Annotated in this window: 19 protein-coding genes and 1 other RNA gene; 9 read left to right on the forward strand and 11 right to left on the reverse strand. The window is 66.9% G+C overall.

The features are described 5' to 3' along the window. Nucleotides 1-142: 142 nt before the first annotated feature. A complete protein-coding gene (lpdA, locus tag FB468_RS02695) occupies nucleotides 143-1,516 on the forward strand; it encodes a dihydrolipoyl dehydrogenase (protein ID WP_141885981.1) in 1,374 nt (457 codons plus the stop codon). A 50-nt stretch (nucleotides 1,517-1,566) separates the two neighbouring features. After that, on the forward strand, nucleotides 1,567-3,258 hold the full coding sequence (gene sucB / locus FB468_RS02700; RefSeq protein ID WP_141885982.1) for a 2-oxoglutarate dehydrogenase, E2 component, dihydrolipoamide succinyltransferase: 1,692 nt from the start codon (nucleotides 1,567-1,569) through the stop codon (nucleotides 3,256-3,258). On the opposite strand, the gene FB468_RS02705 is transcribed toward sucB, so the two are convergent. Continuing rightward, nucleotides 3,255-3,917, reverse strand: coding sequence for a hypothetical protein (locus FB468_RS02705; protein ID WP_141885983.1), 663 nt, complete (start codon nucleotides 3,915-3,917; stop codon nucleotides 3,255-3,257). The genes sucB and FB468_RS02705 overlap by 4 nt on opposite strands. Before the next feature lie 168 nt (nucleotides 3,918-4,085). Here FB468_RS02705 and FB468_RS02710 point away from each other — a divergent pair, with 168 nt between their 5' ends. From FB468_RS02710 to glnA, 3 genes are all read left to right on the forward strand, one after another. Then, nucleotides 4,086-4,775, forward strand: coding sequence for a DUF4191 domain-containing protein (locus tag FB468_RS02710; RefSeq protein WP_141885984.1), 690 nt, complete (start codon nucleotides 4,086-4,088; stop codon nucleotides 4,773-4,775). Nucleotides 4,776-4,778: 3 nt separating this feature from the next. Beyond that, nucleotides 4,779-5,195, forward strand: coding sequence for an RDD family protein (locus FB468_RS02715; protein ID WP_141885985.1), 417 nt, complete (start codon nucleotides 4,779-4,781; stop codon nucleotides 5,193-5,195). Nucleotides 5,196-5,378: 183 nt separating this feature from the next. Continuing rightward, the gene (gene glnA / locus FB468_RS02720; RefSeq protein ID WP_141885986.1) at nucleotides 5,379-6,803 is read left to right on the forward strand and encodes a type I glutamate--ammonia ligase; all 1,425 of its coding nucleotides are present in this window, start codon (nucleotides 5,379-5,381) and stop codon (nucleotides 6,801-6,803) included. 291 nt (nucleotides 6,804-7,094) lie between these two features. Here glnA and FB468_RS02725 read toward each other — a convergent pair whose 3' ends face one another. From FB468_RS02725 to FB468_RS02735, 3 genes are all read right to left on the reverse strand, one after another. Next, on the reverse strand, nucleotides 7,095-10,133 hold the full coding sequence (locus FB468_RS02725; protein ID WP_141885987.1) for a bifunctional [glutamine synthetase] adenylyltransferase/[glutamine synthetase]-adenylyl-L-tyrosine phosphorylase: 3,039 nt from the start codon (nucleotides 10,131-10,133) through the stop codon (nucleotides 7,095-7,097). Nucleotides 10,134-10,171: 38 nt separating this feature from the next. After that, nucleotides 10,172-11,509, reverse strand: a complete 1,338-nt coding sequence (locus FB468_RS02730) for a glutamine synthetase family protein (RefSeq protein WP_141885988.1) — start codon at nucleotides 11,507-11,509, stop codon at nucleotides 10,172-10,174. 102 nt (nucleotides 11,510-11,611) lie between these two features. Further along, nucleotides 11,612-11,815, reverse strand: coding sequence for a methionine aminopeptidase (locus tag FB468_RS02735; protein WP_211359067.1), 204 nt, complete (start codon nucleotides 11,813-11,815; stop codon nucleotides 11,612-11,614). Between the two features lie 37 nt (nucleotides 11,816-11,852). Here FB468_RS02735 and map point away from each other — a divergent pair, with 37 nt between their 5' ends. Continuing rightward, nucleotides 11,853-12,722: a type I methionyl aminopeptidase gene (gene map, locus FB468_RS02740; protein ID WP_141885989.1), complete on the forward strand. Its 870-nt coding sequence runs from the start codon at nucleotides 11,853-11,855 to the stop codon at nucleotides 12,720-12,722. 118 nt (nucleotides 12,723-12,840) lie between these two features. On the opposite strand, the gene rnpB is transcribed toward map, so the two are convergent. The 6 genes from rnpB to FB468_RS02770 form a co-directional block, all read right to left on the reverse strand. Continuing rightward, an RNA gene (gene rnpB, locus FB468_RS02745) (RNase P RNA component class A) lies at nucleotides 12,841-13,219 on the reverse strand. Between the two features lie 72 nt (nucleotides 13,220-13,291). After that, on the reverse strand, nucleotides 13,292-14,020 hold the full coding sequence (locus FB468_RS02750; RefSeq protein WP_141885990.1) for a zinc ribbon domain-containing protein: 729 nt from the start codon (nucleotides 14,018-14,020) through the stop codon (nucleotides 13,292-13,294). A 9-nt stretch (nucleotides 14,021-14,029) separates the two neighbouring features. Then, on the reverse strand, nucleotides 14,030-14,881 hold the full coding sequence (locus FB468_RS02755) for a Nif3-like dinuclear metal center hexameric protein (RefSeq protein WP_141885991.1): 852 nt from the start codon (nucleotides 14,879-14,881) through the stop codon (nucleotides 14,030-14,032). 9 nt (nucleotides 14,882-14,890) lie between these two features. Continuing rightward, a complete protein-coding gene (locus FB468_RS02760; RefSeq protein WP_141885992.1) occupies nucleotides 14,891-15,550 on the reverse strand; it encodes a methionine ABC transporter permease in 660 nt (219 codons plus the stop codon). Then, complete coding sequence (locus tag FB468_RS02765; protein WP_141885993.1) at nucleotides 15,550-16,578, reverse strand: methionine ABC transporter ATP-binding protein; 1,029 nt, start codon at nucleotides 16,576-16,578, stop codon at nucleotides 15,550-15,552. The genes FB468_RS02760 and FB468_RS02765 overlap by 1 nt, the downstream gene beginning before the upstream one ends. Nucleotides 16,579-16,589: 11 nt before the next feature. Continuing rightward, complete coding sequence (locus FB468_RS02770) at nucleotides 16,590-17,501, reverse strand: MetQ/NlpA family ABC transporter substrate-binding protein (protein ID WP_141885994.1); 912 nt, start codon at nucleotides 17,499-17,501, stop codon at nucleotides 16,590-16,592. 238 nt (nucleotides 17,502-17,739) lie between these two features. Between FB468_RS02770 and FB468_RS02775 the strand changes: the two genes are divergently transcribed. From FB468_RS02775 to FB468_RS02785, 3 genes are all read left to right on the forward strand, one after another. After that, nucleotides 17,740-19,179: a glyceraldehyde-3-phosphate dehydrogenase gene (locus FB468_RS02775; protein WP_141885995.1), complete on the forward strand. Its 1,440-nt coding sequence runs from the start codon at nucleotides 17,740-17,742 to the stop codon at nucleotides 19,177-19,179. A 72-nt stretch (nucleotides 19,180-19,251) separates the two neighbouring features. After that, entirely contained in the window at nucleotides 19,252-20,103 is an 852-nt protein-coding gene (locus tag FB468_RS02780; RefSeq protein ID WP_141885996.1) for a universal stress protein, read from the forward strand. 6 nt (nucleotides 20,104-20,109) lie between these two features. Next, entirely contained in the window at nucleotides 20,110-20,763 is a 654-nt protein-coding gene (locus FB468_RS02785) for an MBL fold metallo-hydrolase (protein ID WP_141885997.1), read from the forward strand. A 20-nt stretch (nucleotides 20,764-20,783) separates the two neighbouring features. Here the strand turns inward: FB468_RS02785 and FB468_RS02790 are convergent, their stop codons facing one another. Continuing rightward, complete coding sequence (locus FB468_RS02790; RefSeq protein ID WP_141885998.1) at nucleotides 20,784-21,275, reverse strand: flavin reductase family protein; 492 nt, start codon at nucleotides 21,273-21,275, stop codon at nucleotides 20,784-20,786. Between the last annotated feature and the right edge of the window lie 11 nt (nucleotides 21,276-21,286).

Consider the following 21,286-nt stretch of genomic DNA (forward strand, 5'->3'; position numbering starts at 1 on the left):
GACGTCTGAACTGGCCGGAATGCGCGAACAGCGAACACGCGGGGATGCGCGCCCAGATATAGCCAGAAGTAGTAGGCTAAACGATGCGCACCGCATACCGCGCGGATCAGGCACAGTTTAAGAGAACCGAGGGAGACCCCACTTGGCCGAGCACCAGTTTGACATCGTAGTTCTTGGTGGCGGAAGCGCCGGATACGCGACCGCAGTGAGAGCAACCCAGCTTGGGATGACCGCCGCGATCATTGAAAAGGACAAGCTCGGCGGCACCTGCCTGCACCGCGGCTGTGTCCCCACGAAGGCACTCCTCCACTCAGCTGAGGTCGCCGACGTTGCGCGTGAGGGCGCTACATACGGCATCAACTCGTCGGTCGAGTCGATCGACATCGCAGCCGTGAACGCGTTCCGCGAGAAGCTCGTCGCGGGCAAGCACAAGGGCCTCCAGGGCCTCATCAAGGCAAACGGCATCACCGTATTTGAGGGCGAGGGACGCCTCACCGCTCCCAACACCGTGCAGGTCGGCGCTGACACCGTCGTCGGCAAGAATGTCGTCCTCGCTTCGGGATCCTACTCCCGCTCGCTCCCCGGCCTCGAGATCGGTGGCCGCGTGATCACCAGCGAGCACGCTCTCGAACTGCAGGAGATCCCGAACAAGGTCCTCGTGCTCGGCGGCGGCGTCATCGGAGTCGAGTTCGCGAGCGTCTGGCGCTCGTTCGGCGCTGAGGTCACCATCATTGAGGGCCTCCCCCACCTCGTCCCGAACGAGGAGGAGTCGGTCTCGAAGCAGCTCGAGCGCGCGTTCCGCAAGCGCGGGATCGATTACAAGCTCGGCGTCCGCTTCCAGGGCGTCACCCAGGATGCTTCGAGCGTCACGGTCACCCTTGAGGACGGCACCACGCTGACCGCTGACTACCTGCTCGTCGCAGTGGGCCGCGGCCCGGCGACCGCCGGCCTCGGCTACGAGGAGGCCGGGATCGAGATGGATCGCGGTTTCGTACTCACGACCGAGCGCCTCGCGACGAACGTTCCCGGCGTGTACGCCGTTGGCGACATCGTTCCGGGCCTGCAGCTCGCGCACCGCGGCTACCAGCAGGGCATCTTCGTCGCGGAGGAGATTGCGGGCCTCAACCCCGTCGTCGTCGCCGACGTGAATATCCCGAAGGTCACCTACTGCGACCCTGAGATTGCTTCGGTCGGCCTGACCGAAGCGAAGGCCGCCGAGAAGTACGGCGCTGAGAACATCAGCTCGTACGAGTACAACCTCGCGGGCAACGCGAAGAGCTCGATCCTCGGCACCGCAGGCACCGTAAAGGCCGTGCGGCTGAACGACGGCCCCGTACTCGGCGTGCACATGATTGGCGCGCGCGTTGGCGAGCTCGTCGGCGAGGCGCAGCTCATCGTGAACTGGGAGGCCTACCCCGAGGACGTCGCACCGTTCGTCCACGGTCACCCCACCCAGAACGAAACCATCGGCGAGGCCATGCTCAAGCTCGCTGGCAAGCCGCTGCACGCGATCTAAGCGCTGCCACACAAGCTAGTTATAGAAGAAACTTTAGAAGGAGAATCACGATGAGTGAATCGGTAGTCCTCCCAGCGCTCGGCGAGAGCGTCACCGAGGGGACGGTGACCCGCTGGCTGAAGCAGGTGGGCGAGACTGTAGCGGTGGATGAGCCGCTGCTCGAGGTCTCGACCGACAAGGTGGACACCGAGGTGCCTTCGCCCGTCGCTGGCGTGGTTGAAGAGATCCTCGTGCAAGAAGACGAGACCGCCGAGGTCGGCGCAGTGCTCGCGCGCATCGGTGATGGATCCGGTTCGGCTGCCGCACCCGCAGCTCCCGCGGCCGAGCCCGCGGCTGCACCTGCGGCGCCGGCTGCCGCCCCGGCCGCACCTGTCGCAGCGCCCGCTGCGGCAGAGCCCGCACCGACGGCCGCGGCTCCCGCTGCAGGCGGCGACACGCAAGACATCGTGCTCCCCTCGCTCGGCGAGTCGATCACTGAGGGCACCGTGACTCGGTGGCTGAAGCAGATCGGCGAGGCCGTCGAGATCGATGAGCCGCTCCTTGAGGTCTCGACCGACAAGGTCGACACCGAGGTGCCGTCCCCCGTTGCCGGCATCCTCCAGGAGATGCTCGTCGGCGAGGATGAGACCGTCGAGGTTGGCGCAGTGCTCGCGCGCGTCGGAAGCGGTGCCCCCGCACCCGAGGCACCCGCACCGGCAGCAGCACCCGCACCGGCAGCAGCACCCGCACCTGCAGCAGCGCCTGCTCCGGCAGCAGCGCCCGCACCCGCTCCGGCTGCACCCGCCGCACCTGCACCCGTGGCAGCAGCACCCGCACCGGCAGCGCCGGCAGCGCCCGCTGAGGCTGGCGGCTACGTCACGCCGATCGTGCGCAAGCTCGCAAATGAGCGCGGCGTTGATCTCGCGACCGTCACCGGAACCGGTGTCGGCGGACGTATCCGCAAGGAAGATGTTCTCGCTGCTGCCGCCGCAACCCCCGCGGCCGCTGCACCCGCCGCTGCCGCGCCCGCGCCGCGCGTGGTTTCCGAGCTTCGCGGAACGACCCAGAAGATGAGCCGCCTGCGCAAGGTTATCGCCGAGCGCGCCGTGGCTTCGATGCAGGCAACTGCTCAGCTCACCACGGTCGTGAAGGTTGACGTCACGCGCGTCGCGCAGCTCCGTCAGGCGAAGAAAGACGAGTTCCTCGCGAAGACGGGGTCGAAGCTGTCGTTCATGCCGTTCTTCGCACTCGCCGCCGCCGAGGCACTGCAGGCCTACCCCGTCATCAACTCAACCGTCGAGGGCGATTCGATCGTCTACCCGGCGACCGAGAACGTGAGCATCGCGGTCGACACCGAGCGTGGCCTACTGACCCCCGTTCTCCGTGATGCTGGCACGAAGAACATCGCGCAGATCGCCGGTGAAATCGCCGATCTCGCTGCGCGCACCCGCGACAACAAGCTCACTCCCGATGAGCTCAGCGGCGGCACGTTCACGCTCACGAACACGGGCTCGCGCGGGGCGCTCTTCGACACTCCGCTGGTATTCCTGCCGCAGTCAGCAATCCTTGGCACGGGCGTCGTTGTTAAGGAGCCCGGTGTGGTCTCGACCCCCGAGGGCGACTCGATCGCGATCCGCTCGACGGTCTACCTGGCCCTGTCGTACGATCACCGGACGATTGACGGCGCCGACGCAGCTCGCTTCCTCACGCAGATGAAGGCTCGCCTTGAAGAGGGCAACTTCTCCGCTGATCTGGGCATCTAACGCACCACTCTGAGCTGAGGGGGCTGTGGCGCTGAGCGCCACAGCCCCCTTGGTGTTTTCCCGGCCTCCGCCTTCAACAAGGCAGGCCGATCGGCCCGTGCCGGCCGATCTCTGCCGAGAGCGGCGATCGCCTCTGCCGGAGGCATGACCGGGGTGAGCCGCGCCCGCACCGCCGAATGCAGCGTCTCGAGCCGAGGTTCCCGGGTTTCGGGGGACGCATGCAACTCGTCAGGGGCGGCCGCGCCTGCGGCGAGGACGCCCGCCGCATCGACGAGCACCTCGAGCGCGAACCCCGCAGCATCGGGCGCAGCCCACCGCTCAGCGAGCAGGCGGAGTTCGGAGAGCGACACTCCAAACGCGAGGCACCCGTCGTCGTGCCCGCTGCGGGCATGGCGCACGCCCTCCCGAAGCTCCCTGGCGGCTCCAAACGCCGAGCGTGGCCCGGCCACCGCGATCCTGATCTCATTAGCGACGCCTCCGCGACGCCGATAGCGTCCGCCGCCCGCGAGCCCCACGACGAGCCGCCTGGCAAGCCCGACCCCGAGGCATGCCGCCCGCTCGCGCACTGGCACGCCAAGCTCACAGACACGCAGCAGCAGGTGTGCGAGTTCGCCGGCCGAAAGCCTCGGCGGGGCCCGTCGTCGTTCCCGATTAGTCATGGCCCAAGCCTCGCCCAGTTTTGCGCTGCCCGCGTGGTCCTCTGCTCGCTTGGAGCCACTCCGTGAGGAACTGCCGCAGCAATCTCAATGTGGAGCGAGCAACGGTTTCCGGGCCGCGCTCGCCCGAAGTGTCTCCGCCCGGCTGCAGAACGCGGTACGATGGAAGGTATGGCAGAGGCGAAGCAGAAGTCCCCGGGTCGCATCAAGCAGATGGTGCAGGTGTACAAGAACACCCGCACCCAAGACAAGCTGCTGACCCCGCTCATGCTGCTCTCGTTCGTCGGCCCGATCGTGGTCGCCGTACTCCTCGCATGGCTGCTCCCGGGCAACTGGTTCAGCTGGATCCTTTGGCCGCTGACCGGTATTCTCGCCGGCCTGCTCATCGCAATGATCGTGCTCGGCCGCCGCGCGGAGGCCGTCGCCTACGCCCAGATCGAGGGGCGCCCGGGCGCCGTTGGCGCGATCGTGCAGAGTGCGCTCCGTCGCAGCTGGCGCGGCTCCGAGGTGCCGGTCGCGATGACCCGGCAGCAGGACGCGGTGTACCGCGTGATCGGGCGCGGTGGCGTCGTGCTCATCTCCGAGGGTTCTCGCCAGCGCACCCAGCGCATCGCGCAAGACGAAGAACGCAAGCTCAAGCGCGCGATCTCGAACGTGCCGATCTCGCACCTCTACGTCGGCCCCGATGAGGGCGCCGTCGCGCTGCCGAAGCTCTCGAAAGAGCTCCAGAAGCTCAAGCGCGTGCTCAACCGCAACGAAATCGCGGCGGTGTACAACCGACTTTCTTCGCTGCAGGCGAGCCCCGTTGGCATCCCGAAGGGCATTGACCCGAACCGCGTCCGCGCTCAGCGCCCGCGCTAAGCCATGAGTCAAAAGTTCGGAGACCTCGCACCCAGCGAATACCCCGGCGAACGCCTCGGCCTTCCCGAGGAGGGCCCCCGTTCCGTCGGTCGCGTCGGGCGACGGCTGCTCGCGATCTGCATCGACTGGGCGATCGCTTCCCTTCCCGCCTACCTGCTCATCGGTGGGCCCCAGGCAATGTGGTGGCACTCGCTGATCTTCATGATCATGCAGATGATTTTCGTTCCGACAATCGGCGGCTCGATCGGCCATCGCCTCGTCGGACTGCAGGTCGTGCCGCTCGCCGGCGGCTGGGTGGGTGTGTGGCGCCCGATCGTGCGCGCCGTGCTCGTCACGCTTGTTTTCCCCGCCCTCGTGTGGGACAGCGATCAGCGCGGGTTCCACGACAAGATCGCGGGGACGGTGTTGATTCGCGCCTAGCGCGGTGAAGATCAGCACGATCAGGATCATGGTGCACACACGCAGTGTCAGAGTCGACACCCAGCAGCTACGTGCCGCAAGACGTAACACGCCTGAAACACTGCTTCCACGCTCCCGAAACGCGAGAAGCATAGGCTTGTACTACGAAGCGGCAGACTGCCGCACCGAAAAGTGAGGATCCCGATGTTCAAGACTCCCCAGGAAGTCATCGACTATATCCGCGAAACCGATGTCAAGTTCCTTGACATCCGGTTCACCGATCTCCCCGGCGTGCAGCAGCACTTCAACATCCCGGCGAGCACGGTCGACCTCGAGTTCTTCGAGGTCGGGCAGATGTTCGACGCCTCCTCGATCCGCGGTTTCGCGACGATCGCTGAGTCGGACATGCAGCTCATCCCCGATGTCACCACCGCGTACATCGACCAGTTCCGCGCCGAGCGCACCCTCATCATGGTGTTCGACATTTACAACCCGCGCACCGGCGAGATCTACTCGAAGGACCCGCGTCAGGTCGCGAAGAAGGCCGAGCGTTTCCTCGCTTCGACAGGTATCGCCGACACCGCGTTCTTCGCGCCGGAGGCCGAGTTCTACATTCTCGACTCGGTGCGCTACGAGACCACACCGCGACGCACGTTCTTCGAGATCGACTCGGAAGAGGCGCACTGGAACTCGGCGACCAAGTACGAGGGTGGCAACCTCGGCAACACGACGCCGCTCAAGGGCGGCTACTTCCCCGTCTCCCCCGTCGACAAGCAGGCTGACCTGCGCGACGACATCTCACTCCGCCTGATCGAGGCCGGCCTTCACCTCGAGCGCTCGCACCACGAGGTCGGCGCGCCGGGCCAGGCAGAGATCAACTACCGCTTCGACACGATGGTTTCCGCGGCCGACGACGTGCTGAAGTTCAAGTACATCGTAAAGAACACCGCTGAGCTCTGGGGCAAGACCGCGACGTTCATGCCGAAGCCCGTCTTCGGTGACAACGGCTCTGGCATGCACACCCACATGTCGCTCTGGTCAAACGGCGAGCCGCTGTTCTACGACGAGAACGGCTATGCGGGCCTGTCTGACATGGCGCGCTGGTTCATCGGCGGCATCCTGAAGCACGCGCCGTCGCTGCTCGCCTTCACGAACCCGACAATCAACAGCTACCGTCGCCTCGTCAAGGGCTACGAGGCTCCCGTGAACCTCGCGTACTCGGCGGGCAACCGTTCGGCCGCGATCCGCATCCCGCTCACGGGTTCGAACCCGAAGGCGAAGCGCATCGAGTTCCGCGCGCCCGACGCTTCGGGCAACCCGTACCTCGCGTTCGCCGCGCAGCTCATGGCGGGTATCGACGGTATTCGCAACCGCATCGAACCGGGCGAGCCGATCGACAAGGATCTCTACGAGCTTCCCCCGGAGGAGGCCGCGAACATTCCGCAGGTGCCGGGGTCGCTCGGCGAGGCACTCGCAGCGCTAGAGGCGGATCACGCCTACCTGTTGGAGGGCGGAGTCTTCACCGAGGAGCTCATCCAGACCTGGATCAACCTTAAGAACGAGACCGAGCTGCTGCCAATGGCGATTCGCCCTCACCCGTACGAATTCGAGCTGTACTACGGCGTGTAGGGTCTACCCACTGAGTACACCTAGACGGCGAGTGGCCTGGCCAGGAGAATAGCTCTCCGGGCCAGGCCACTCATCGTTGTGCGCGCGGCACGCTCAGGCGGGTGGGTTAGGAATTGATATCGTCCTCGATATCGGCATCCTCCACAGCGAGGATGGCTTCGAGGAAGCTTGCCAGGTAGTTCATGCAGCCAGGCTACGCCGCACCGTGCCTCCTGGCTAGACCTCACCCCAAAACGTCACCCCCTGGTCACCGACCGGCAACCAGTGGCGACCGGTGGCGAACGCTGGGAACTAGGCCTGCACCTCGGGGAACAGTTCGTCCTCGCGGTAGCCGAAGAACTCCCGTTCGAACACCTGACGGGAGCGACGGCTCGCGGCAAGCCATCCCTCGACAAGTTCGCCCGTTCGGTCCCGCGGCAGCCCGAGCACGCCAGCAATCCCGGCGAGGTCGCGCCAGTCTCGCGGCAGCGCGTCAGACGAGCGCCCGTTCCACAGGCGCATCGCCGAGCGGAGGGTGCTCGCGAGCCGCCACGACTCCTCGAGGGTCTCCGCGTCGTCGCGGCCGATGAGCCCGTGTCGCGCCGCAGCCTCGAGCGCATCGAGCGTCGAGACCGTCCGCAGGTCCGGGTACGTGGCTCCGTGCTCCAGCTGCAGCAGTTGGACGAGCCACTCCACATCGCTGATGCCGCCCGGCCCGAGCTTCAGGTGCATCGCCGGATCCTGCCCTTGCGGCAGCCGCTCCCCCTCGACCCGGGCCTTCATTCGGCGCACATCGCGGCGCTGCTCCTCACGAAACTCCGCAGGGTACCGGATCGGGTCGGCCATCTCGAAGAACTCCGCGCTGAGCTCGCTGTCGCCCGCTGCGTGCCTGGCACGCAGCAGCGCCTGCGCCTCCCACGTCGCCGACCAGCGCTCGTAGTAGCTGCGGTAGGAGTCGATGCTGCGAACGAGCGGGCCGTTCTTGCCCTCGGGCCGCAGGTCGAAGTCGAGGTCGACGGGGAATCGCGGATCCGAAACGAGTGACCGCAACTCAGCCACGACGCGAGCCGCCGGTGAGACGGGCCCCGACCCGGTCGTGCCGCCTCGGGTCACGGCCATCAGGTCGATGTCGGAGGCGAACCCGAGCTCGCCGCCGCCGAACCGCCCCATCCCAATGAGGGAGATGTCGGGCGCCGGAGCGCCCTCGGCGGAGTGGGCACGGATCGCGTGCAGGAGCGCGTCGAGGAGCGCGGTGTGCGCGCCGTCGAGCCCGCGGGCAACCTCGCCCTCGTCGAGCACGCCGACGACCCGCCCCATCGCGAGGCGGAGGATCTCGCGGCGATGCACCCGCCGGAGCCGCTCTGCGGCCGCCTCCGTCGAGGGGCGCCGCGACACGAGCGAGCGCATCTCGCCGAGCAGCGAGGCCGGATCCGGTGGGGCAAGCAGCGCGTCACGTTCGAGCCAGGCGACGCCCTCAGGATAGCCCTCAAGCAGCCCGGCCGCGTACTTTGAGTTCGCGAGCAGCAGAGTGAGGCGCTCCGCGGCGAGCGAGCCGTCACGGAGCAAGCGCAGATACCACGACGCGTCGCGGTTCGCCTCGCAGATCTTGCGGAAGGCGAGGAGGCCAAAATCGGGATCGGTGCCCTCCGCGAGCCACTGGAGCAGCACCGGCGTGAGATTGCGTAGGATCTTCGCGCTGCGCGACGGCCCGCTCGTCAGGGCGGCGAGGTGCCGGGAGGCTCCATCGGGGTCGAGGAAGCCGATACTCGACAGCCTCGCCTTCGCTTCCGCGGAGCCGAGCACGAACTCCTCGCCGGGTAGGGCGGCCACCGCGCTGAGCAGGGGCGCGTAGAAAATCTTGAGGTGCAGCTCGCGCACCTCTCGGCGCACCGACTCCCAGAGGGCCGTGAGCTCGCTCGCGTTCCGGGCGAGACCCGAGGCGCGCGCGAGTACGCGCAGTCCCTCCTCGTCTCGCGGCATGAGCGCAGTACGGCGAAGCTCCCGGAGCTGCAGCCTGTGTTCAAGCACTCTGAGCGTGCGGTAGTGCTCGCTCAGGCGTTCGCCGTCGCGGCGGGCGACGTAGCCGTCCTCGACGAGCGCCCGCAGCGCGGGGAGCGTGCCTCGCAGTTGCAGGTGCTCGTCGTGCTGCCCGTGCACGAGCTGGAGCAACTGCACACTGAATTCGATGTCGCGCAGCCCGCCCGGGCCGAGCTTGATCTGGAGCGGCAGCTCATCGGGCGAGATGTGCTCGGTCACTCGCTCGCGCATCCGCTGGACCGAACCGACGAAGTCGTCGCGGTTTGACGACCCCCAGACGAGCGGCCGCGTACCGGCGACAAACTCCTCGCCGAGCTCGAGGTCGCCGGCGCAGGCTCGCGCCTTGATGAGCGCTTGAAACTCCCAGGTCTTCGCCCACCGGTCGTAGTAGCTCAGCATTGAGCCCAGAGTCCGCACGAGCGGGCCCTGGCGCCCCTCCGGCCTCAGATTGGGGTCGACCTGCCAGAGGGGCAGCTCGAGCGAGAAATCCTGAATGGCGCGCATCACCTCGCGCGCAAGCGCGGTCGCGGCGCGCTCATCCCCCTCCGCAATAAACATCACATCGACGTCAGATACGACGTTGAGCTCTTCCGCCCCGCACTTGCCCATCGCGATGACCGAGAACCGCAGGTCCGAGAGCGCCTCGGGGGCGATCCGCGGGAACTGATCCCCTCTCCCCACCGTCGCTCTCCCCACGGCGATGGCGGCCTCGAGGGCGGCATCCGCGAGACCGGAGAGTGCAGCCGCGACGGCTTCAAAGGCCGACCGGGGGTCTGGGGCGCCGTCGTGCGACTCGGCGCTCACGAGGTCGTAGAGGGCGACACCGGTGAGCAGCTCGCGGTACTTGACACGCAGGGCGTTCCAACCGGGCTCGCCGGCGAGCACAGTGCCTTGCTCCGCGACGTCGCTCGCTTTGCCGACCGCCTCCAGAAGCTCACGCTTCGCTTCCTCGCCGCTCGGGAGCCGCCCGTCGCGCGACACCAGCCCGGCGATGAGATCGGGGTGTCGAGTGAGGAACACGCCGATCGCCGGAGAGGCCCCCATGACCAGGCACAGGCGTCGCCAAGCGAACGCGTCGAGGCCCGCGAGCGTGCCAGCTTCAGACTCCGCGAGCCTAAGCAGGGCCGCCAGTGCCGCGTCGGGGTCCGCTGCGGCCGAGAGACCATCGAGCACTGCCGCTTCATCCGTCGAGCCGATGCGCTCGGAAAGCTCGGCGATGCCCGCGCGTGCCTCGGTCAGGCTCTGAAACCCCGCGCGAACGTACGCGCCGAGCTCGCCGCGTCGGCCGGGCCGAGCCCGTCCACCGTCCGACATTGGCACAGGCGCTGGCTCTGGCCCCGACACCGACACGCCTAGATGGTGTCGAGCATCGACTTGAGCTCGAACGGCGTTACCTGGCTGCGGTACTCGTCGACCTCTCGGCGGCTGTCGCGAATCAGGTAGGCGAACACCTGCTCGCCGAGGGTCTCGGCAACGAGCTCCGAGCGTTCCATCACCGCGAGGGCGTGCTCGAGGCTCTGCGGCAGCGGGTCGAAGCCCATCGCGCGCCGCTCGCCGTCGCTCAGCGCCCACACGTTGTTTTCTGCCTCGGGCGGCAGCTCGTACTCCTCGCGGATGCCCTTGAGCCCTGCCGCAAGCAGCACCGAGAACCCGAGGTAGGGGTTCACTGCGCTGTCCATCCCGCGGTACTCGATGCGCGCGGCGCCGCCCTTGCCAGGCTTGTACATCGGCACGCGTACGAGGGCAGACCGGTTATTGTGGCCCCAGCTGACGAACGACGGAGCCTCGTCGCCGCCCCACAGCCGCTTGTACGAGTTGACGTACTGGTTCGTGACCGCCGTGAGCTCGGGCGCATGCCGGAGGATGCCAGCGACGAAGCGGCGAGCGGTTACCGACATCTGGTAGTTCGCACTCGGGTCGTAGAAGGCGTTCTCCTCCCCCTCGAACAGCGAGAGATGGGTGTGCATGCCCGATCCTGGCTGGCCTGCGAGCGGCTTCGGCATGAATGTCGCGTGCACGCCCTGCGCGATCGCGACCTCCTTCACCACCGACCGGAACGTCATGATGTTGTCGGCCGTCGCGAGCGCGTCGGCGTAGCGCAGGTCGATCTCGTTCTGGCCGGGGCCTGCCTCGTGGTGGCTGAACTCGACCGAGATGCCGAGCTCCTCAAGCATGTTGACGCTCTCGCGCCTGAAGTCGTGAGCCGTGCCGCCGGGGACGTTGTCGAAGTACCCCGCGCGGTCAACGGGAACCGGCCCCTCAGGCCCGATCTCCTTTGACTTCAACAGGTAGAACTCGATCTCTGGGTGGGTGTAGAACGAGAAGCCCATATCCGCGGCCTGCGCGAGCGTGCGCTTGAGCACGTTGCGCGGATCAGACACGGCCGGTTCGCCGTTTGGCGTGCGAATGTCACAGAACATGCGGCCCGTCGGTTCGGTCTCGCCCCGCCAGGGCAAGATCTGGAACGTCGAGGGATCGGGGACCGCCAGCAGATCTGACTCGTACGCCCTCGTAAGCCCCTCGATGGCTGAGCCATCGAACCCGATCCCCTCGCTGAACGCGCCCTCAACCTCGGCCGGTGCGAGCGCGACAGATTTCAACGCGCCGGCGACGTCGGTGAACCAGAGGCGAACGAAGCGCACGCCCCGCTCCTCAATCGTACGAAGCACAAAGTCTCTCTGCTTGCTCACGCTGCAGCTCCTCTCGGGGCGCGGGGTGCACCGGGTCCGGTACGCCTTTCAGCCTACCGCCCCGGCATCCCTCGCAGCGTGACTTCTCGTCGTCTTCGTCGACTAGTACTCTTCCTCGTCCTCTTCGTTCCACTCGCGGGCCCGTTCAGCGAGGAGCTTGGGGGCGCGCTGCGCCTCCTCGCGCGTTTTGAACGGACCGACGCGGTAGATGGCGAGCGACTGCGGCCCCTCCTCCACCTCCCCGGTCTTGGAGTTGAACCAGTAGGTCTCCTCGGGATCATCGATCCCCCAGTCCTTCTTGCTCATGAGCTTCCCTTCGTCGGCTTGCTCCTAGACTAGACCCATGCCTTTCGATGATCACGGCCATCTGGTTCCCGGTGTTTTGCCCGCGCCACTGTCGGTCCCTCGCGACATCGCGCGACCGCCCTACGTTGGGCTGCAAGAGCCACCCGCGTACACCGGCGACAACACCTACACGGAAGACGAGATCGCGAAGATTCGCGCGGCCGGGCGCATCGCCTCGTGCGCGCTCGACGCTGTCGGCGCTGCGGTCGCGCCCGGAGTCACGACGGCCGAGCTCGACCGCATTGGGCACGACGCCGTCGTCGCCGCGGGCGCGTACCCGTCGACGCTCGGCTACCGCGGATATCCGGCCTCGTCGTGCACCTCAGTGAATGAGGTCGTGTGCCACGGCATTCCCGACAACACCGTGCTGCGCGAGGGCGACATCGTGAACGTTGATATCACGGCGTATCTCGACGGCTTCCACGGCGACACCAACCGCACGTTCCGGGTTGGCGAGGTCTCCGAGGATGTCGACCTGCTCGTCGAGCGCACCCACGAGGCGATGATGCGCGGCATCAAGGCCGCGAAGCCCGGGCGCGAAGTCAACGTCATCGGCAGAGTCATTGGGACCTACGCGAAGCGGTTCGGGTACGGCGTTATCCGCGACTTCACCGGCCACGGTGTCGGGTCGTCGTTCCACACGGGCCTCATCATCCCCCACTACGACTCGGCGCCCCGCTTCAACGACCTCATCGTGCCCGGCATGGTCTTCACTGTCGAACCGATGCTCACGCTCGGCACGCACGAGTGGGATATGTGGGCCGACGACTGGACCGTCACCACCAAAGACAAGTCGATCACCGCACAGTTCGAGCACACTATTGTTGTGCGCGAGGATGGGTTCGAGCTGCTCACCGTCTCGGAGTAGCGCCCGCCCCTGAGGCGTTCCAACCACCCACTCTCACGAGTGCACCTCAAACTTGGGCCGCATTAGAGGTGCGGCCGCGAATTTGGGGTGTTGGTGAGCGCAGCACGCGGCTCGAGAAGGGAATGGGCCAGCTGTACGCCGGGTTCTGTCCGGCCGGCCGAAACCAGCCTGGACGGTTATCTATCTCGGGGCGCCGTTGCCGACGCCCTCTAGCAGCCCACCCGCAGACTCGGCGGGGCGCGTCATCGTCTGCTGTCTGGCCTTGCTCCGAACGAGGTTTACCTGGCCGCCCGTGTCACCACGGGCGCCGGTGGGCTCTTACCCCACCCTTTCAGCCTTACCGGCCGCGGCGAACCACGGCAGGCGGTCTACTCTCTGTTGCACTTTCTCGCGGGTTGCCCCGGGTGGACGTTATCCACCGTTCTCCCCTGCGGAGCCCGGACGTTCCTCGGCCCGCTGCCGCAAGCGACACGGGACGCAACCGTCCACCGGCCCATTCCAACTCCCAGTCTAGCCGGTCGGAGGCCCCCAACCGCGCACACAGCATCAGCCGACGCTTGGAACCGCCGCTACGCCTCGATGACGCGAACGAGAATTGCCCCGGTCTCGGGGCAGAACACGATCTCGTCGTCTGCGGCGGCCTTGATCGTGGAGAGGTCGGCGGGGCTGAGCGCCATGCCGCTCGCCTCGGAGACGCCCGCGCGAAGGCGCGCGGCGCCAATGCCCGCCTGGGCGCGAGTCTTCTCGTAGAGCGCGAGCAGATCACCCTGCACCTCGGCGGCCCTGCCTGCGCGCTCGGCCTCGGCAGCGGCGCGGTCGCGGTCGGTCTCGGCCTCCGCCGTAGCGATGCGGGCGTTGATCATGTCGCGGCGCTCGTCGACCCCGGCGAGCACCTGCTCGGCCTCGACGAACACCTGCTCAGCCGCCTCAGCGACCTCCATCGCTTCGAGCTGCCGCTCCTCAAGCTCACCCTTGCGGCGCCCGAGCGTATCGAGCTCGCCCTGGAGCGCCTGCGCTTCCTTGCTCGACGTGCTCGCAGCCAGCAACTCGTTGTCGCGCTTCACCCGCTGCTCGACGACCTCAACATCGGCTTCGATGCGCGACAGTTCAAGCCGTCGCCCATCGAGCTCTCGCTGCGCCTCCATGTAGCGGTTGCGCACCTCGTCGCGCTCAGCTTCGAGCGCCGCGAGCTCGGCGCGCTCCGGCAGCTGCTCGTTGCGCTTGCGGAGCCTCGCAAGAGTGTGGTCGAGCTGCTGGAGGTCGAGCAGCAACAGCTGCTGGCGCGGGGTAGCCTTCATACCTCCAGCTTACTCTGCGCGCGGGGCGTCGCCCGGGCGCGCCCCGACCGAGAAGTCCCAGGGGTCGGTGCGGAGGGTGCTGACGCGAACCTCGACACCCGGAAGCCGTGCGGCGAGCTCCTCCGCAGCGCCCTCAAGCCAGAGGGACTCGCTCGCCCAGTGGGCCACGTCGACGAGCGCAGGGCCTCCCGCTACGGCGGAGAGCTCGAGCGCCTCCTGGGCCGGGTGGTGCCTGAGGTCGGAGGTGAGGTACACGTCCGCGCCGCGCACCGCCGGGTGGTCGAGCAGGCTGTCACCCGCGCCGCCGAGGAGCGCGACGGTGCGCACGAGGCGATCCGGATCCCCCGCCACCCGCACGCCCGACACGGTCGCGGGCATCGCGCCCGCGACCCGCTCAGCGAACGACCTCAGCGTCTCCGGCGCGGCAAGCTGCCCGACCCGGCCGATGCCGATCTCTGGGTCCGACGCGTGGGGAACGATCGGCACGGCGCCGACGAGATCCAGTCGGCGCGCGATCACGTCGGAGACTCCCCCGGCCGGCTGGTCGGCGTTCGTGTGGGCGGCGATGAGTGCGCACTCGCCTCGGATGAGCGAGGCGAGGAGCGCGCCCTTCGCGGTGTCCTCAGCTACCGTGTGGATCCCGCGCAGCAGCAGTGGGTGGTGCGTGACGAGCGCGTCCGCCTTCCAGGCGAGCGCCTCCTCCACGGTCGCCCCGACCGCGTCGACGGCGAGCAGTACGCGCCGAAGCGGCGCATCGTCGCGACCCGTGACGAGCCCGACGCGATCCCACGATTCGGCCGTGTCGAGCGGCCACATCTCGTCGGTGACTCGCCTCAGGTCTGCTAGTGAAACATTCGTCATGCCTCGAGGCTAGCGCCTGAGGAGCTTTCGCGCCGTCACGTTGCCGATGAGCTGCGCGACCTGCACGATAACGACGATGATGAGCACCGAGGCCCAGGTCACCCACGGGTTCGACTGACGGTAGCCGTACTGGAGCGCGAAGTTACCAATACCGCCGGCGCCAACGATGCCGGCCATCGCGGTCATGTCAACGATCGCGACGAATGCGAACGTGTAGCCGAGCACGAGCGGGCCGAGGCCCTCAGGGATGAGTACCGTGAAAATGATTCGCAGCGGGCCGGCGCCCATCGCGCGGGCCGCCTCGATCTGGCCGGGCGGCACGGTAAGGAGGTTCTGCTCGACGAGGCGGGAGATGCCGAACGAGGCGGCAATGATGAGGGAGAAGATGAGCGCGGGCCCGCCGATTCCTTTGCCCACCACGAGGCGGGCGAGCGGCTGGAGCGCGAACAGGATCAGCACGAACGGGATCGGGCGGAAGAAGTTCACGAGCAGGTTCAGCACCCAGAACGTCGGAGCGTTCTGCAGGATGCCGCCGCGCCTCGTCGTCGTGAGGAGAACGCCGACGATGAGGCCGAGAATGCCGCCGATCGTGATCGCGAACGCGACATAGATCAGCGTCTCGATGGTCGCGTCGCCGATCTTCGGCAGGAGTTCAATGAGGCGGTCCATTACGCGAGCACCTCCAGCTCGGTCTGCTGGGCGAGGGCTGCGATGGCGTGCTCGACCTGCACGCCCTCGCCAATGAGTTCGAGCGTGAGCTTGCCGAAGGTTCGGCCGCCGACGTCGGTGATGCCGCCGTGAACAATGTTCACGCCGACGCCGCGGTCAGCGAGAGTCTGGAACACGATCGGCTGGTCTGCGCCGCCGTCGCGGAAGGTGAGGGCGATGAGCTTGCCGCGGTGCTTTTCGCGCAGCGCGCGGAGGTGCGCTGGGTCGGGCTCAGTCGGCAGTGCTGTCGAGACAAAGCGCCGCGTCGTGTCGGTTTGCGGGTTCGAGAACACGTCGAACACCTCGCCCTGTTCCACGGCCTTGCCGCCCTCCATGACGGTGACGCGGTGGGCAATCTCACGCACCACGTCCATCTCGTGCGTGATGAGCAGGATCGTGACGCCGAGGTCGCGGTTAATCTTCGTGAGCAGCGCGAGCACTTCGCGCGAAGTCTCGGGGTCGAGCGCGCTCGTGGCCTCGTCCGCGAGGATGAGGCCCGGGCTTGTCGCGAGCGCCCGGGCGATGCCAACGCGCTGCTTCTGCCCGCCCGACAGCTGCTCGATGTGCGAGCCCGCGTGGCCTGTGAGCCCGACGAAGCTCAGGAGCTCGGCGACTCGCGCCTCGCGCTCCGGGCGTGGAGTACCCGCCACGACGAGCGGGTACTCCACGTTTTTCGCGACTGTGCGCGAGTGGAACAGGTTGAACTGCTGGAAAATCATGCCGATGCGCGACCGGACGCTCCGCAGCTTCGCTTCGGAGAGGGCAGTAATATCGACGCCGTCCACGAGGATCGAGCCGCTCGTCGCGCGCTCGAGGCCGTTCACCAGGCGCAGCAGGGTCGACTTCCCCGCCCCCGAATACCCAATCACAGCGTGGATTTCTCCAGAGGCGATGTCGATGGAGACATCGTCTACCGCGACCACCTCGGTGCCGGGCCGGCCGCGGGCTGAATACCGCTTGCCGACCCCCTGCAGTTCAACTTTCGTCATGAAGTACGAGCCTAGCCCTTGGTTGCGCGGTAGTTATCCTCGGCGTCAGCGAGCAGCTTCGCGAGGTCATCCTGCGACAGCTTCACGGACACAGCTCCCTCACCGACGTAGTCCTTCAGCGCAGACTGGAAGGTCTCGTTGTTCTGGTAGATATCGACGAGCTTGAGGTAGGTCTTATTGTTCTTGTCCTCTGCGCGCGCGGCGAAGATGTTCGTGTACGGCTCAACGGCCGCGTCGTCAGCGCTGTCCGAGCCGAGCGAGTCCTTGAAGTCGAGCCCGCCGAGCGCAACGAAGTCATTGTTCACGACGCCGCCGTCAACGTCGGGCAGCGACGCCGGGATGATGTCGGCCGCGAGCTCCGTGACCTTCACCCGCGACTTGTCGGCGATGATGTCGTCGGGCGTCGAGGTTGCGCTGCCACCGTCCTTGAGCTCGAGCAGGCCGAGCTTCTGAAGCACGAGCAGGGCACGGGCGCGGTTCGACTCGTCGTTCGGGATGGCGATGGTGCCGCCCTCAGGGATGTCCTTCACGTCCGTGTACTTGTTCGAGAACAGGTTCAGCGGGTAGACAACGGTCGAGCCAAGCGCGACAAGGTCGTCGTCTGCATCGACGTTGTGTGTCGCGAGGTAGATGATGTGCTGGAACTGGTTGAGGTCGAGGTCGCCGGCCGAGACGGCGGGGTTCGGCTGCGGGTACTCGCTGAAGTCAACGATCTCAACCTCGATCCCCTCCTTCTTCGCCTCGTCAACGAAGGTCTCCCAGTAGGGCTGCCCGCCGGGGACGACGCCGATGCGTACGGGGCCGTCGGCCTCGGCTCCCTCGCCCTTCGGCGAGGAGTCGCTCGCGCAGCCGGTGAGCGCGGTTGCCGCGATTGCGAGGGCCGCGACCGATGCGGCGATGAGACTGCGCTTCTTCACAGACATGTTGTTCCTTTTCGTTGGGTTTGAGGAGCTTGAGCATGAAACGTGGCGAGAATCTTGCGCAGTGGCAAGAATGACTATGCCCCGTCCGTTACTAGACAATCCTGCTCCGTACGGCGCGAATCCCCCAATCGGAGCGTCACATTGCGTCATGCGCGTGGGATACTGAGGTCGAATCACTCAGCGAGTCGGGGCGGAAAACATCGGCACCCGAGCACATCGGAAGGACCCGTCGGTTCACATGAATCAGCCCACATCTGACCACCTCGAGGCCTGGAACACAAAGCAGGCACTGGCGGAGCGAATGATTCCGCTCATCGGTCAGCTCTACCGCGATCACGACATCGTCATGTCTGTCCACGGCCGCAGCCTGATCGGCCGCTCAGCCATCGACATCATCCGCGCCCACAACTACGCCCGTAAGATCGACGACGTCGAGCTTGACATCGCCGAAACCTCCGCGATCGTCGAGGCGCTCACCGCTATCCAGCCGGGCCCCGTCTCGCTTGACCTCGCACTGCTCGCGAACGGCTTCCGCGCCTCTGAGTCAACCGACCTCGAGGCATACCTCCGCGCAGAGCTCGCCCCGGCACTCGAGGCCAAGCCCGCAACCGGCCGCGACGTCGTGCTCTACGGGTTCGGCCGCATTGGCCGCCTCCTCGCGCGCATCATGATCGAGCACGCCGGCAGCCAGAACGGCCTGAACCTCCGCGCGATCGTCGTCCGCAAGAACGGCGAGAACGATCTTATGAAGCGCGCGAACCTCCTGCGCCGCGACTCGGTTCACGGCCCATTCAACGGCACGATCAAGGTCCTCGAGGACGAGAACGTCATCCTCGCGAACGGCGTTCGCATCCAGGTCATCTACTCGAGCGACCCCGCTGACGTTGACTACCCGTCGTACGGCATCGAAGACGCCATCCTCGTCGATAACACGGGCCGCTGGCGCGACGCCGAGGGCCTCGGCAAGCACCTCGAGAACTCGGGCATCTCGCGCGTCATCCTGACGGCCCCCGGCAAGGGCGACCTGCTGAACGTCGTGTACGGCGTGAACAACGACAAGATCAGCGACGCCGACGCGATCCTTAGCGCCGCCTCCTGCACGACGAACGCGATCACCCCCGTGCTCAAGGTCGTAAACGACGCCTTTGGTGTCAAGCAGGGCCACGTCGAGACCGTGCACTCGTACACGAACGACCAGAACCTCATCGACAACTTCCACTCGGGCGACCGCCGCGGCCGCTCGGCAGCACTGAACATGGTGCTCACCGAGACCGGCGCAGCGAAGGCCGTCGCGAAGGCGCTTCCCGAGTTCGAGGGCAAGCTCACGGGCAACGCCATCCGCGTTCCCACACCCAACGTATCGATGGCTGTGCTTAACCTGCAGCTCGAGCGCGAGACGACCACCGAGGAGCTGAACGCGCTGCTCGAGCAGGTGTCGCTCACCGGCAGCCTCCGCACGCAGATCGACTACGTTGAGTCGCCAGAGATTGTCTCGACCGACTTCGTCGGGTCGAACCGCGCTGGCATCGTCGACGGCCTCGCGACCCTCGTGACCGGTTCGAGCGCAGTGCTCTACGTCTGGTACGACAACGAGTACGGGTACAGCTGCCAGGTCGTCCGCATCATCGAGCAGCTCGCGGGCGGGCACCCCCTGCAGCTTCCCGCGCTCGCCAAGTAGGTTTCAACCACCAGACGGAGGCTTCGGCAAGTAAGCTGAAGTCACAGACACCCGAACAGGAAGGAACTCGTTATGTCCGAGAAGTACCTCATCGGAGTTGACGGATCAGATCACAGCCGCGCTGCCCTGAAGTGGGGCCTCGCACGCGCGACCGAGCGTGGCGCAGCCGTTGAACTCATCCACGTCGCTGACGATTCCTTCCTGTCCGAGAGTGTCGCGTTCCTCTCCGAGGCCCAGGCGGCTTCTGAGCAGATGCTCGCTCACGAGATCGAGCGCGCGCGCACCGAGCTCGGCTTCACTGGCGAGATCGCGGGCACGGCCGTCGTTGGCCACCCGATCGCGGAGGTTGAGGCCGCGTCCAAGCAGGCCGACCTCCTCGTGCTCGGCGCCCACACCGGTGGCAAGTTCGCGGGCTCCGTCTTCGGTACCCGCGCAGTGAAGATCGCGGCCGTCGCGCACTGCCCGGTCGCCGTCATCCCCGCCGAGCAGGAAGACGCGGGGCGCGGCGTCGTGGTCGGCGTCGACGGCTCCGAGGCATCGAAGCGCGCCATCGCGTTCGCTGCTGAAGAGGCGTCGTTCCGCGGCGTACCGCTCATCGCCGTCTACGCGTGGATGCCCCCGCTCACCCCGGGCCTCGAATACCTGTGGAGCGAGGAGCTCGTCACGGCCCAGCAGGCAGCGGCCGAGGAATCGATCGCCATCGGTACCGCCGGCCTTGCCGAGCGCTACCCCGATCTCGAGGTTCGCCGCGAGATCGTTCAGGCTCCCCCGGTCACCGCACTCCTTCAGGTCGCCGAGACCGCAGAGATGGTTGTCGTCGGCAGCCGCGGCCGCGGCGGGATCTCCCGCCTGCTTCTCGGCTCGGTCAGCCACGGCGTGCTCAACGCGCTGCCGTGCACGACCGTCGTCACTCGCGCAGAGTAGGCGTCAATGGCCGGCGATCTTCGCATTGAGCGCGTCGTCACCTTCGGGGTACTCGGGGCTGGCCGTCCCGGGTACCCGCCGGAGGGCATTCCGCTCGACAACAACGTATGGATCGTCGGCGACGACGACACCGCGCTCATCATCGACGCCGCGCACGATGCCGACGCCGTAGTGACCGCGGTCGGCGATCGGGACCCGCTCGGGATCCTGCTCACGCACGGCCACGAGGATCACGTGAACGCCGCAATCGCGCTTGCCGACGCGCTCGACACGCACCTCTACCTGCACCCGGACGACCTGTTTCTCTGGGAAGAAACGCACGGCGCAGACAGGCTCCCCGATTTCGAGCTCGCAGACGGGGCGACGTTCTCCGTCGCCGGTGCCGAACTCGTCACGCTACATACACCGGGGCACACGCCCGGATCGGTCAGTTTCTACGCTGGCGCGCTCGGCACACTGCTCTCGGGTGACACACTCTTCCAGGGCGGTCCAGGCGCAACAAGGTGGGAATACTCGAGCTTCCCGCAACTCATCGAGTCCATCAGTGAGCGACTGCTCACGCTGCCCGCGGTGACCACGGTGCTTCCCGGCCATGGGTCGGCCACGACGATCGGTGCCGAGACCCCTCAGATCGCCGCCTGGGCAGCGCAGGCTCAGTAGCTAGGGCAGGCCGCTCCGAGTTAGAGCTTCTCGCCGAGACTCCTGAACGTGCGGTCGATGTAGGCCATGGGTTCGCCGGTCTCGCCGAAATGCGCGTCGAGCACGCCCGCGACGACGATCACTGACGAGCCGACTTCGAGCTGGTGCAGTGAGCGGCAGCGGAGTGCGACGCGCACGTCGCGCAGCACCGGCTCGCCTGTGGGTAGGGTTTCCCAACCCTGTTCGGGGATGAAGCGCTCGGTACCCGATACCGCGAACGTCTGTGCGATCTCGGCGTGCCGCGAATCGAGCAGGTGCACCACGAAGGAGTCTGCGTGGAGGACTCCCCCGGCGCTGCCCGTGGCGCGCGTGACCGAGAACGAGAGCGCGGGCGGGTCGACCGCAACCGATGCGACGCTGGAGACGGTGAGCCCTACGGGCCCCTCCGGTGTCTGCGCGGTAATGAGCCCCACCCCGGCGGGGTGGTCTCGGAATGCCCGCTTTAGCGCGTCGCCAGCCTCAAACTCGTTCACCGATACTCCTC

The organism is Leucobacter komagatae (assembly GCF_006716085.1).
GTDB classification, from domain to species: domain Bacteria; phylum Actinomycetota; class Actinomycetes; order Actinomycetales; family Microbacteriaceae; genus Leucobacter; species Leucobacter komagatae.

Coding starts and splice junctions, on each gene's coding strand:
- FB468_RS02735 (WP_211359067.1), bottom strand. CDS start 11,815: ATGAGCAAGAAGGACTGGGGGATCGATGATCCCGAGGAGACCTACTGG.
- glnA (WP_141885986.1), top strand. CDS start 5,379: ATGTTCAAGACTCCCCAGGAAGTCATCGACTATATCCGCGAAACCGAT.
- FB468_RS02725 (WP_141885987.1), bottom strand. CDS start 10,133: ATGTCGGACGGTGGACGGGCTCGGCCCGGCCGACGCGGCGAGCTCGGC.
- FB468_RS02780 (WP_141885996.1), top strand. CDS start 19,252: ATGTCCGAGAAGTACCTCATCGGAGTTGACGGATCAGATCACAGCCGC.
- map (WP_141885989.1), top strand. CDS start 11,853: ATGCCTTTCGATGATCACGGCCATCTGGTTCCCGGTGTTTTGCCCGCG.
- FB468_RS02765 (WP_141885993.1), bottom strand. CDS start 16,578: ATGACGAAAGTTGAACTGCAGGGGGTCGGCAAGCGGTATTCAGCCCGC.
- FB468_RS02755 (WP_141885991.1), bottom strand. CDS start 14,881: ATGACGAATGTTTCACTAGCAGACCTGAGGCGAGTCACCGACGAGATG.
- FB468_RS02710 (WP_141885984.1), top strand. CDS start 4,086: ATGGCAGAGGCGAAGCAGAAGTCCCCGGGTCGCATCAAGCAGATGGTG.
- FB468_RS02715 (WP_141885985.1), top strand. CDS start 4,779: ATGAGTCAAAAGTTCGGAGACCTCGCACCCAGCGAATACCCCGGCGAA.
- FB468_RS02775 (WP_141885995.1), top strand. CDS start 17,740: ATGAATCAGCCCACATCTGACCACCTCGAGGCCTGGAACACAAAGCAG.
- FB468_RS02705 (WP_141885983.1), bottom strand. CDS start 3,917: ATGACTAATCGGGAACGACGACGGGCCCCGCCGAGGCTTTCGGCCGGC.
- FB468_RS02785 (WP_141885997.1), top strand. CDS start 20,110: ATGGCCGGCGATCTTCGCATTGAGCGCGTCGTCACCTTCGGGGTACTC.
- FB468_RS02750 (WP_141885990.1), bottom strand. CDS start 14,020: ATGAAGGCTACCCCGCGCCAGCAGCTGTTGCTGCTCGACCTCCAGCAG.
- sucB (WP_141885982.1), top strand. CDS start 1,567: ATGAGTGAATCGGTAGTCCTCCCAGCGCTCGGCGAGAGCGTCACCGAG.
- FB468_RS02770 (WP_141885994.1), bottom strand. CDS start 17,501: ATGTCTGTGAAGAAGCGCAGTCTCATCGCCGCATCGGTCGCGGCCCTC.
- FB468_RS02760 (WP_141885992.1), bottom strand. CDS start 15,550: ATGGACCGCCTCATTGAACTCCTGCCGAAGATCGGCGACGCGACCATC.